The sequence below is a fragment of the Nostoc sp. EspVER01 genome (assembly GCF_034530635.1).
Taxonomy (GTDB): Bacteria; Cyanobacteriota; Cyanobacteriia; order Cyanobacteriales; family Nostocaceae; genus Nostoc.
Map to the genome: position 1 here is coordinate 272843 of NZ_JAVRCS010000003.1, position 12580 is coordinate 285422.

At 43.1% G+C, this 12580-nt stretch carries 9 protein-coding genes; 4 read left to right on the forward strand and 5 right to left on the reverse strand.

Annotated features, from left to right (window positions below; genetic code table 11):
• Nucleotides 1–263 precede the first annotated feature (263 nt).
• From RMX69_RS04720 to RMX69_RS04735, 4 genes are all read left to right on the forward strand, one after another.
• Nucleotides 264–1334, forward strand: coding sequence for an LOG family protein (locus RMX69_RS04720; protein ID WP_289795734.1), 1071 nt, complete (start codon nt 264–266; stop codon nt 1332–1334).
• A 560-nt stretch (nt 1335–1894) separates the two neighbouring features.
• Entirely contained in the window at nt 1895–3217 is a 1323-nt protein-coding gene (locus RMX69_RS04725; RefSeq protein WP_322636662.1) for a D-alanyl-D-alanine carboxypeptidase, read from the forward strand.
• Between the two features lie 267 nt (nt 3218–3484).
• Entirely contained in the window at nt 3485–4699 is a 1215-nt protein-coding gene (locus tag RMX69_RS04730) for an HhoA/HhoB/HtrA family serine endopeptidase (protein WP_289795736.1), read from the forward strand.
• A 373-nt stretch (nt 4700–5072) separates the two neighbouring features.
• Entirely contained in the window at nt 5073–8510 is a 3438-nt protein-coding gene (locus RMX69_RS04735) for a filamentous hemagglutinin N-terminal domain-containing protein (RefSeq protein ID WP_322636663.1), read from the forward strand.
• 4 nt (nt 8511–8514) lie between these two features.
• Here the strand turns inward: RMX69_RS04735 and RMX69_RS04740 are convergent, their stop codons facing one another.
• The 5 genes from RMX69_RS04740 to RMX69_RS04760 all read right to left on the reverse strand — a co-directional run bounded on the left by RMX69_RS04740 (nt 8515) and on the right by RMX69_RS04760 (nt 12567).
• Nucleotides 8515–9417 (reverse strand): MBL fold metallo-hydrolase, encoded by a 903-nt coding sequence (locus tag RMX69_RS04740; protein WP_322636664.1) that lies wholly within the window; start codon nt 9415–9417, stop codon nt 8515–8517.
• 11 nt (nt 9418–9428) lie between these two features.
• On the reverse strand, nt 9429–9812 hold the full coding sequence (gene panD, locus RMX69_RS04745) for an aspartate 1-decarboxylase (RefSeq protein ID WP_289795739.1): 384 nt from the start codon (nt 9810–9812) through the stop codon (nt 9429–9431).
• A 146-nt stretch (nt 9813–9958) separates the two neighbouring features.
• Complete coding sequence (locus RMX69_RS04750; protein WP_229464783.1) at nt 9959–10471, reverse strand: inorganic diphosphatase; 513 nt, start codon at nt 10469–10471, stop codon at nt 9959–9961.
• A 418-nt stretch (nt 10472–10889) separates the two neighbouring features.
• The gene (locus RMX69_RS04755) at nt 10890–11075 is read right to left on the reverse strand and encodes a hypothetical protein (RefSeq protein ID WP_289795740.1); all 186 of its coding nucleotides are present in this window, start codon (nt 11073–11075) and stop codon (nt 10890–10892) included.
• 1024 nt (nt 11076–12099) lie between these two features.
• On the reverse strand, nt 12100–12567 hold the full coding sequence (locus tag RMX69_RS04760) for a DUF362 domain-containing protein (RefSeq protein WP_289799926.1): 468 nt from the start codon (nt 12565–12567) through the stop codon (nt 12100–12102).
• Nucleotides 12568–12580 lie beyond the last annotated feature (13 nt).

The window sequence follows — 12580 nt, forward strand, 5'->3', positions numbered from 1 at the left end:
TGTACCTCACCAACTTGAAATCTGCTGTATATTGTGACGACGGATAACCTAAGTGAGAGAGTTATGTCAATTTATCAACCGAGATAACTTGCTATGGTATTCAAAAGTTGAAGTCTCGCAACAAGCCTGATCAAAAAGATTTTTAGAATTTCCGGCTTCAAAAGCAGTTCTGAATTTGCTAACTGCACATCAAAGGGCTATTCCCGCTTGCTAGAGTGTGAGTAGTTCACGTAAAATATAATGCCATTGTTGCAGCAGTTCTCATGACCTCATCTGCGTCGTTTGACACATTAGAGTCTTTACAGGCGGATATCGCTGAATTGATCGTTAGTTTACCGACATTAAAAAATCGGCAATTTATTCAGCAAGCACTTACTACTATTGTTCGTCTAGCTGATACCGAAATCGAGCGTCTCGATTGGAAAATATTATCCGCTGCATTAGCAGATATGGAGCGCGGTTTCCAGCTTTTTTATGATTACCGACACGTTCGCAAAGTCACCATCTTTGGTTCTGCTCGTCTAGCGCCAGATAGACCAGAATATCAAATGGCCCTTGAGTTTGCTCGCGCTGTTTCTCAATTAGGATTCATGGTGATGACTGGTGGTGGTGGTGGAATTATGCAGGCGGGTCATGAAGGTGCTGGGCGAGAAAATTCCTTTGGATTAAACATTCAGTTACCCTTTGAACAGCAAGCAAACCCTTTTATCGAGGGCGATCCCAAGCTAATTAACTTCAAATATTTCTTCACCCGCAAGCTGTTTCTCCTCAAAGAAAGTGATGCTGTAGCCTTGTTTCCGGGAGGCTTTGGTACTCAAGATGAAGCTTTTGAATGTATGACATTAAGCCAAACTGGTAAATTTGGGCCAGTACCTTTAGTTTTAATCGATCGCCCTGGTGGTGATTACTGGCGCTCTTGGAGCGAATATATTGATAAGCAATTAGTGCAAAATGGTCTTGTCAATCCTGAAGACCCCAGCCTTTATACGGTGACAGATAACCTCGATGTGGCTTGTGATGCAATCACCCGTTTTTACCAGGTTTATCATTCCAGCCGCTATGTAAGTGAGAAGTTAGTCATCCGCCTGAAGACAGATATATCAGACGCTCTGTTAGAAAAACTCAATGCTGATTTTAGCGACATTATTATTCAAGGAAGAATTGAAAAAAGTCAGGCATTACCTCAAGAAGCACAAGATGAAACTGTTGGACTACCTCGCCTCATTTTGTACTTCAATCAACGCGACTTGGGACGCTTGTATCAGATGATTGCCACAATTAACCGGATGGGTACTCCTTCACCAGAGGATGTAGCGCATCCAGAAAGAAAGTAGGTAAGCTAAAACACATCTAATTTGCATATTACAATTTCCTCAATATCTTGTGGGGTGGACATCTTGTCATTGGTGTCAACTTAACGCAAAAACTATGTCCCGCAAGGAACTTCAGTTCCAAGATCATGGCGAAAGTCATCTGAAGATGACTAGATATCCCCAAAAATATTCAGTCTACTTCAGTAGACTTTAACTATGAGCCAGAGAATTTATTCTCTGGCGGGTTATGAAGCCCGCAGCGAAGCTATTTCTAGCTTAACTTGACACCAATGACATCTTTTCCGCCCCGGACGGGTGAGACACCCATCCCACAAGAGTTTTTCTAATGCACTATTTAAGGCTGCACACGCCACTGCTGGTCTGTCAAATTCATTTTGACGGTTAGAGAGAAGCGATAAATCGCCGTCTCTACAGGGATCTATCCATCAATTATTTATTGACAGACTACTACTTACAGATGAGAAAAACACTAGTTATTATGACTCAATACTGATTATTGTAAAAAAGCTTGTATATTAGCACAGTAAACAACGCTTGAGATCCTAACAGAGGAATAAAAAATGCTGGAATTATTGGGTTCAGGTTTGGTGTCGCTTTGGCTGGAAATGGCTGGGGTACAAATCAAGCCTCTAGATGCCTTAGATGCTTTGACTTGGCAAAGTAGTCCTGGCTTAGTTCTTGCCCCCGATCCAAATCCAGCTGGGGCGACTACGGTGCAGGAATATCTGAAAAAGCTCATAACATCAAAAGTAGTGGCGCAAAATCTGGCTGAGAATCAGGGGATTTGGATGCAGTCGGGGCCAATGCTGATGGCTAATCATCAAGGTACGACACCTCTACCGGCTGCTTCTTTAACCAAAATTGCCACTTCACTAGTTGCTTTGAAAACTTGGGGACCAGATTACCAATTTGATACTTTGGTGAGTGTCACTGGCTCAGTGGTAAATGGAGTTGTTCAGGGCGATTTGGTGGTTACAGGCCGTGGTGATCCTTTGTTTGTTTGGGAAGAAGCGATCGCTCTTGGTAATACTCTCAATAAAATGGGCATCAAGCAAGTAAAGGGGAATTTGATTATTACTGGCAGTTTTGCCATGAATTTTCAACGTCAGCCAATGCTAGCCGGTCTGATGCTGAAGCAAACGCTAAATCGTGCAACTTGGGGACGCCCTGCGATTTATACACACTCAATTATGCCCAAGGGAACACCCAAGCCTCAAGTTGTCATTGCGGGTGGGGTGAAAGTTGAGGCACAACCAAACCCTCAACAAACTTTGTTAGTGCGTCATCGCTCATTGCCCTTGAAGCAACTAATCAAGGAGATGAACGTTTACAGTAACAATGATATGGCAGAGATGCTGGCAGATTCAGTAGGGGGAGCAACTGTAGTCCAATCAACTGCTGCTAACCTGGCGAGGGTGCCACAAGTAGAAATTCAGTTAATCAATGGTTCTGGACTGGGCCCTGAAAATCGCATTTCCCCTAGAGCAGCTTGTGCCATGTTGATGGCTATTCAAGCTGAGGCATCTGCCCATCAACTGAATCTAGCTGACTTGTTCCCCATGTCTGGATTCGATCACCGGGGGACACTGCACGCCAGACACATTCCCCTGGCGACTGTGATCAAAACTGGTACTCTCCGAGATGTGAGTGCTTTAGCGGGAGTGATGCCAACACGCGATCGCGGTTTGGTTTGGTTTGCTATTATCAACCGTGGGACAAATGTCTGGGGTTTGCGGACTGGACAAGACCAACTCTTGCAAAGTGTTGTTAAACAATTACAACTACCTCCAACCGTTCCTGTTAACCTCACTCCTCATTCAGCCATCAACTCTTTACCCCAGCTAGGTGCAGCTAATCGGAATGAAATTTTATACAAAAGTTAGTTCATCCATCGTTTAGAGTTAGAACAGAGAGCGGGCTTGTCTCATTCGCAATCCAAAAGTTTTATTGATGGGTAAAAACCGAACTTGTAAAGGGTAAATGTCCATAATAGCTTTTGGGTTAAATTTTCTATTAAGTTGATTATAGGTATTTCGCAAAATGCCCTAACGCCAGTACTGGAAAGAGCAGGCGAAACCTGAAGTAAAAATAACTGTAAATAGATTTGTCACGACTAAGCAACAATTAGGCTTATAAATTAGGTTGTGATTATGCGATTTCCCAAATTATCTCGGTCTTTACGGCAACTAAGTACTCATGTCTTAGCGATCGCGCTAGGAGTTGTGCTAGCGGTTAGTACATTGCAAGTGTTACCCTCCCAAGCCGAACCAGCACCCACAATAGCTGCTCTTGATACTTCAAATCTAATTGCTCAACGGCAATCACCAGCTAGTGCTGCGATCGGTAGCACCAGCTTTGTCACAGCAGCAGTTAATCGTGTTGGTTCAGCAGTTGTGCGCATTGATACTGAGCGAACAATTACTCGCCGCGTCGATCCATTTATGGAAGACCCCTTTTTCCGTCGGTTTTTTGGTGAAGGTTTCTCCCAACAGATTCCTTCTGAGCAGTTACGTGGTTTAGGCTCAGGTTTTATTATTGACAAGAGCGGCTTAGTTTTGACTAATGCTCATGTGGTCGATAAGGCTGATAAAGTAACAGTCCGACTCAAAGATGGCCGCACCTTTGAAGGGAAAGTTCAGGGTATTGATGAAGTCACAGATTTGGCAGTAGTCAAGATTAACGCTGGTAATGATTTACCAGTTGCGCCCTTGGGTTCTTCCACCAATGTCCAAGTAGGAGACTGGGCGATCGCAGTTGGTAATCCTTTGGGATTTGATAATACCGTTACCTTGGGAATTGTCAGTACCCTCAAACGTTCCAGCGCTCAAGTTGGCATTAGTGACAAACGTTTGGACTTCATTCAGACAGACGCTGCCATTAACCCTGGTAACTCTGGCGGGCCACTATTAAATGGTCAAGGTGAAGTAATTGGTATTAACACAGCCATTCGCCCTGATGCGATGGGTATTGGATTTGCCATTCCTATTGATAAAGCTAAAGCGATCGCTGCGCAACTACAACGCGATGGCAAAGTTGCTCACCCTTATCTAGGTGTGCAAATGCTAACTTTGACACCCGATCTCGCCAAGCAAAATAACACCGATCCCAACTCTCCGATTCAGATACCAGAAATCAATGGGGTTTTTGTCATGCGAGTTGTCCCCAATTCTCCAGCGGCATCTGCGGGTATCCGGCGCGGGGATGTAATTCTGCAAATTGATGGTAAAGCAATTACCAGTGCTGAACAATTGCAGAATGTTGTGGAAGATAGTCGTCTTGGTCAAGTATTACAAGTAAAAGTGCAACGAGGTAATAAGACAGAGCAGCTTTCAGTCCGCACAGCTGAGTTGCAAAATGCGTCGTAGGGGCAATATAGGCGATTTTAATTGTGTGGAATAGTAGGCGCACAGAAAAAGCTGGGTGTCAACTTAAGCCAAAACCCTTTTAAAACCTTGTTGAGAGCAAGAGACTCTGGCTGGAAATGCTTATCATTGTGGCTCTTTTTCGAGTAAGGGAGGTAGAGCCTCAATGAAGGGCATGAAGAGTCAGAGACTTTTTTTCGAGGTAATGATCTCAAAGCATTCTCGCTTAGTAACTTTCACGTGAAGTTGACACCAGTGGCGAGACGCCCATCCCACAAGAAATAGTTGGATATCGACTTGATCTAGTATTTCTTAAGAAAAGTTATTTCTTTTCACTACTCTTAACAGAATAAAATCAGGCAAAAAGATTGAAGCGATGCCTTCTCTACGAGAGGCTTCTCTTTCAGAGAGGCTAACGCGAACGCCAACAGCGAGCAACGCTTATGCCAAAGCGATGACACAGCTTAAAATACCCATCACTACAATCACTATGCAAACCAACCTTGATTCAACAACTGCTGTTTGTGTGGGGATGGGTATTGCGATCGCTTTTTGGGCAAATTGTAGTTCTGCCCAAATTACCCCTGATAGCACTCTACTTAATAATTCTCGTGTCACATTGCAGGACAACATTAGAATCATTGAAGGTGGCACCCAAGCAGGAAGTAACTTATTCCATAGTTTTGAAGAGTTTTCTGTGCCCACCAAGAGTGTGGCTTACTTCAATAACGCTTCAAATATTCAGAATATTATTAGTCGAGTAACAGGTAAATCAGTATCGAATATTGATGGATTAATCAGCGCCAATGGTACAGCCAACTTGTTTCTGATGAACCCCAATGGGATAATTTTTGGGCCAAATGCCAGCCTAAATATCGGAGGTTCATTTGTAGCAACTACTGCAAATGCTATTGGGTTTGGTAATCAAGGTTTTTTTAGCGCTTCAAATCCGAATATTCCTTCATTGTTGACGGTCAAGCCTTCAGCTTTGCTATTTAATCAAATTGTTGCTGCGCCGATTCAAAACAATTCAATCGCACCAGCAGCAAACCCATCAGTTTTTGGCCTGAGTGTTCCCAATGGTCGAAGTTTATTACTCGTCGGTGGCAACATTCAAATCAATGGTGCAGGTTTGTATGCCTTTGGTGGGCGAGTAGAGTTAGGAGGATTAGCACGAGCAGGAACAATTGGGCTTCAGGTAGATGGCAATAATCTGAGTCTAAGCTTTCCAGAGCAAGCAACACGGGCAGATGTCTCACTGACTGGTGGTGGAGTTGCTGTTCCTGCTGACAAAGAGGGCAGCATTATAGTTAATGCGCGGAATATAGAAATTTTGGAGGGAAGTGCTCTCATATCTGGAATAAACGCAGGACTGGGAGAAGTTGATAACAAAGCAGGAGATATAACCCTCAATGCTACAGGAACAGTAACTGTTGCTGGTGGCAGTCTCATTCAGAATTTAGTCCAGACTGGAGCCACTGGCAACAGTGGCAACATTCGTATTACTGCTGAGTCACTTGCGATCGCTGATGAGGCTGCCTTGATTGTTGCATTAAACAATCGTGGGCGTGGAAATCTGGGTAACGTCGTAATTAATGTGCGCGATCAAGTTTCCCTCAATGGAGGTGCTGTATTCAGTTCTGTAAGTAAAGGAGGTGTAGGTAAAGCTGGAAATATCACAGTTACTACTGGCTTGCTTTCCTTGACCAACGGCGGTGTTCTAAATGTGAGTAACTATGGACAGGGAGACGCAGGCAGTGTATCGATTCAAGCTCGCGGTTCTGTCTTTGCGGATGGAGTGGGCAGAAGCGGTTCTTTGCTTAGTGGTTCTCCCAGTGGGGTGGGCAGCTTGATAGGACCTGGAGTTATTGGACAGGCAGGAGATATTACTATTGTTGCTGAGTCACTTTCCCTTACAAATGGTGCCGAATTAGCCGCTAGCATTTCCGGTCAGGGGAGAGCAGGCAACGTTATGATTCAAACCCGTGATCCTGTGTTGATAGAGGGGGTAGGTAGCAATAACTTTTCCAGTGGTGTCTTCAGTACAGTCAATCCTGGAGGAGTAGGTCAGGGCGGAAACGTCACGGTCATCGCTGAGTCACTTTCCCTTACAAATGGTGGTGAACTGGCAACTAGTATCTTTGGACAAGGGAGAGGAGGCAACGTTACGATTCAAACCCGTGGTTCTGTGTTTATAAAGGGGGTAGGTAGTAATGAATTACCCAGTGGTGCCTTCAGCACCTTAGTACAAGGCTCAGGACAAGGAGGAAACGTCACGGTCATCGCTGAGTCACTTTTCCTTACAAATGGTGGTGGAGTCTCAGCTAACACTCAGGGGCAGGGAAATGCAGGAAACGTGACAATTCAGGTTTCGGGGCTAATCTCATTCGATAGGTTTGGTAGTGCAATAACTAATGGAGTGGGACCAAGTGCAGTCGGTGATGGAGGTAATATAAACATCAGCACAGGATTGCTTTCGCTGACTCGTGGCGCTCAAATAAACACTTCTACTTCTGGACGTGGAAATGCCGGCAACTTAACAATTCAAGCCAGTAAAGCAGTCTTCTTAGATGGAGTAGATAGTATTAATAACTCTGCCAGCTTCATTGCTAGCTCAGTAGATGCAACAGGTATAGGTAAAGGGGGTAAGCTCGACATTACTACTGCTAGACTGTCTGTAACAAATGGTGCTGTAATAACCGCGGAAACCGAAGGAAACGGAGACGCAGGTAGTCTCACGGTGACAGCAGACAAACTTGAAGTAGTAAATAGGGGTCAATTACGTACATCTACTTCCAGTGACAGCCAAGCCGGGGACATTTCTTTAAGGGTACAAGATCATCTGATTTTAATAGGAAAGGACAGTGGGTTGTTTGCTAACACTGAACCTAGCTCTACAGGTAATGGCGGAAATATTTTCATTCAACCCAGAAATATCACTGCCTCCAAAACTGTCACTATTCAAGACGATGCAAGAATCGCTGTAAATAGCCAAGGTAGCGGAAAAGGTGGCAATATTCAAATTCAAGCAGAAAGTTTGACTTTAGATAACCAAGGGCTAATATCGGCACAAACAGCTAGCAATAAAGGTGGCAATATTAACCTCAGCCTGCAAGACTTGCTTTTACTCCGCCGTAATAGTCAAATATCTAGCACTGCTGGCACTGCTCAAGCAGGAGGGGATGGTGGTAACGTAACTATCAAGACCCCCTTCATTATTGCTGTTCCAAGCGAAGATAGCAATATCAGCGCCAATGCTTTCACTGGTAAGGGTGGTAATGTTGACATTACAGTCAAAAGTCTCTTTGGCATTGAATCTCGCTCACGTCCAACTTCCCTGAGTGATATCACTGCTAGTTCTGAACGTGGGGTGGCTGGGACTGTAGAACTAAACACACCCGATGTAGACCCTAGTCGTGGCTTAATTCAACTACCCTCTAACCTTGTCGATGCATCCCAACAGATGGCTCAAGGTTGCACTCCCAGAAGAGGACAAACCGTTAGTCGCTTTATCGCCACAGGACGCGGTGGATTACCCCTTAGTCCTAACGAGCCTCTGCGGGGACGAGCAGTGATTACAAATTGGGTAGATTTGCCCCCACAAGCAACAGAGAGAGTAACGGATAAATTATCTGTGGAAATTACAGATAAAAAATCTACTACATTTGTTACCAAATCTACTAATCAGATTGTGGAAGCCCAAAGCTGGGTAGTTGATCCTAATGGAGACATCCAGCTAGTGGCTCAAGCACCTAACGTCAGCCTATATAGCCCTTGGCAAACAAATATCTCCTGCACTACATCTAAGTATTAAAAAATCACTTACCAACAGATAATACTAGACCTTCATGGGCTAGTATGGCTTGAGGAAAAGCAGATTTAATATCGACTTGCACCCGATCGAGAAAATCATCATGGTCATCTGGGTGATGATGAGAAATAGCTAGCTGTTTGACGCCAGCATTTAAAGCCGCATTCACCGCAGCTTGCCAAAGCAAATCAGCAGAATCATGGTTGTGAGATGTAGGAGGAGTGTAAGTGGCATTGGCAATCAGCAAGTCAACGCCTTGAATAAACTCTAAAATCCGCTCTCGCTCCACTTGATCGGCATTTTGGTGCAAATCTGTGATGTAGGCAACACTATACTCTTGCCAAGTAACTCGGTAGCCAACTGACCGCTGAGTTTGATTAATTAATGCAGTTGTAATGGTGACATCATCTAACTTCACATCACTTTCTGGAGTCAGATTGTAAAACTGCAATTCAGACTGCATTACCTGTAAAGGGTAAGGAAAGTGTGGCTGGAGCATCTGATCGTACAGACATTGTTTGATTGAGGCTCCATTTGAGGCAGCTGTGCCGTAAATATGGAAGCAATTTTCCCCAATAAATGCAGGAGCAAAAAAGGGAAATCCTTGAATTCGGTTTGATTGGCAGTTGGTAAAAAATAAATGGGCTTCTAGTGGCTGTTGCAGTTCTTGCCAAGTTTTACCCAATATGCGTAAGCCAGTACCACCATCAAAAATCAAGCGTTTCCCAGCTACATATAGTTCTACACAAGCGGTATTACCACCATAACGACTGGTATTGCTACTAGGAGTGGGTATCAAACCTCTGACACCCCAGAATTGCACGATAAATTCACCTGCTGGGCTACTGGGCAGGGTAGATGACTTTTCTCTTATGTAGCTCTGGGAATCCGACAACTCAAAATTTGACATTTTCCTTGAAATTAGACCTTAGTGAGCAGGTCATCGTAGCGCCGCACTTCCAACAGCCTGTTTTTTTCGTCCACAATGACTACCGTAGGAGAGTAACTTTTTAACTCTTCTGGAGTGAACTGCCCGTAAGTCATTATAATCAAGCGATCGCCAATAATGCCTAGACGTGCCGCACCTCCATTTAGCTCAATTACTCCTGAATGGGCTGGAGCGGCGATCGCATAGGTAATAAAGCGCTGACCGTTGGCACTATTAACTACTTGCACCTGCTCATAAGGTAAGATACCAGCTTTTTCCAAAAGGATTTCATCAATGCTGATACTACCTACGTAGTTGATATTCGCCCCCGTAAGGGTGCAGTTATGAATTTTTGCCAAAAGGAGAGTACGCTGCATTCTGGTTTGGGGTTGGTGGCAGATTTTAAAATCCGTAACAAGGGAAAGTTAGCAAAGTGAAGTGAGGAGTTAGGAGTGAGGAGTTAGGAATAAAAATTCATAACTCTTAACTCTTAACTCCTAACTCTTAACTCTTAACTCCTCTATTATCCTCTATAAGCTTTGACGGATTTTTCTACTAAAGCTGCAACCTTGTCCACATCTTGCCAACCGAGAATTTCAGTCACCTTTTTTTCCAAATTTTTATAACTACGGAAAAATTCGGCAATTTCATCTAAACGGTGTGGTGCTAAGTCTTTCAGAGATTTTACTTGAGTGTAGCGCGGATCTTTGTCAGGAACACAAAGGATTTTTTCATCGCGATCGCCACCGTCAATCATCTCCAAAAAGCCAATTGGTCGCGCAGCAATAATACAGCCGGGAAAGGTCGGCTCATCAATTATGACCATACCATCTAGGGGATCGCCATCATCAGCCAAAGTATTGGGTACAAAGCCGTAGTCATAAGGATATTGTACCGAGGAATAAAGTACTCGGTCTAGAGCAAAAGCTTCTAGTTCCTTGTCGTATTCGTATTTATTTTTACTTCCGCCAGTAATTTCAATGAGAACGTTGATTAGACCCGGTTTCGGTTGGGCAGGAATACGAGATAAGTCCACAAAAAACTCCTCTGATAACGGTGAATCATGGGGGCACTCAGTCAGCTTCGCTCCCCGTGTAGAATTTTAGGGCAATATGGATCTCTTCCCAAGGTATTTGTTCTATGGCATAGCGCACTGGGGAAGAAACTTTCAGATGTAACCTATTCCCTTGAATTAGCCAAAAAATAGAAAAAGCGTTACGAGCAAACTTCGCAACGCTTTTTCCAAGAGGGTATTATGGATATACTCCGCCCTTAATTGCTATTAGAGGGATTTCTGTCGTAACTTTGTTAAGACAACTCAAATCTGGAGTCACAACAATCCAGATTTAGCTTATTCTTGACGAACTACACCCACATCTACAGAGATTGTCTACAAAATCAGTGTTCTGCTTTTTGTAGGTCTCCTTATGAGGAAATGCGACTGGGAAGCTCGATCAATTTTGATTTCCTTGTATGTTTTGGATCAGAGGTTGCTGGTTATTTTGAACATTAGTTGAAGAATAGTGGGCGATGACAAATACGGGTAGGGTAAGAGTCAACAGAGCGATCGCAGTTCCCACAATGTCTGCCAAACGTTGGGAATATGTATCGGCATTGGCAGACTGGCTATTTGAATTCATACAAAATTGAAGTTCTTCGTAACACTGTGTAGGTTGACTCTCTGAGTGAGAGTATTAATGGTATTTTAGCTATTTTTAAACTGTAAAATGTGTAGCATTCTACAATTTAAACCAGTTATACAACTGTCATAGTAGCCTTTTTATACATGGACTTCTTAATACAAAGTTACAACTAAACAAATCATGTTTTATTTTGTAATTAATATTTTCAGATGTTTCCCTGTATGGTGTAACGGGTTGCATACGCAAAGCCAACTTTGACAGCATCATAAGTTACATTTTTTCGCTGATTAAAGATTAATTAGCAAAACATATTTATCCGATACTTCATGATTATAACATCCTATAAAGCCTTTGATAAGGTCATTTTACTGGAATTGCTAATTTGTGATACAGGACACAAAACCGCAATTGCACTGAATATCTCTCCGTGCTTTTGGTTGTTATGTAGTAGTTATACTCAAAAATATTTGACGCCAGAGAAGAAATAGGTAGGAATGATTTTTGTAACCAATGATAACTATCGAATAAATACAGATACATCAACTGTATGAGGCAGAATGGATTCAGTGGTATCACTAAATAAATATTTAATAATTTAAATTTTAAAATCTGTGTAATATCACAACCATTTTGTCAATCTACATAAAGGTAGAGTAAACAAGTTTGAGAAGATGGACTAGAGGTGTAGTTAAGTTATTACCAAACTTTCCCCATATCTGAACAAAATACCCAATCCCAATTTCCAGATCCTAAATCCGTATAACTTTTTGAATAAATCAAAATCTAAGACGAAAAATTGTATAACAAATTAATCAGCTAAAAAAACCGCCCCTAAATATAATAGGGCGGTATGGTTAAGCAATCGGAGGGTAATTACAGATTACTCTGCTAATAAATGAAATTGCTGTAACGACGTTTGCACTAAATTGAGGATTGGCCACAAGAGGCAGAGGGGAAAGACTTACTGCTACCTCTCCTCGGTCACTGAGCGTAGCCGAAGTGCTGCTCCCCTGCTTCTTCCTCACTCCCTTCCATAAACACTGATTGGTTCCTTGATAAATCGGGTGTAAAGATGCTTAAACGTAGACTTAATGACGCGGGGCATACCAAAATCAATGGGCATTAACTTGTCTGGTAGCCGCCAATCTTCTATTTTTAATAAGTCAGGATTTAAATGCGGAAACTCAATGGCAGCAAGTTCTGGACAAACTCCTAGCCTTTGAGAAGCTGCAACTGTGGGCACTTGTTCAGGAGAAACATTGAGGATTTCCACCATTGCCCGATCTAAGGCAAATATATCTGATGCGGCTGCTAAAATGCCCAGTTGGCGAGGTTCCCCGTTACTGGGGCCATTACCTTCATGACCTATGATGCCATCTAATATGGTTAAGTCAGGGTTAATCGCTCTGGCAGTTTCTACTAACATTTCACCAAATCTATTTGCGTCTTGGTTGAGTCGATGGGGGATATTATTCCCCGCACCTCTCAGTTAAATCTGGGCG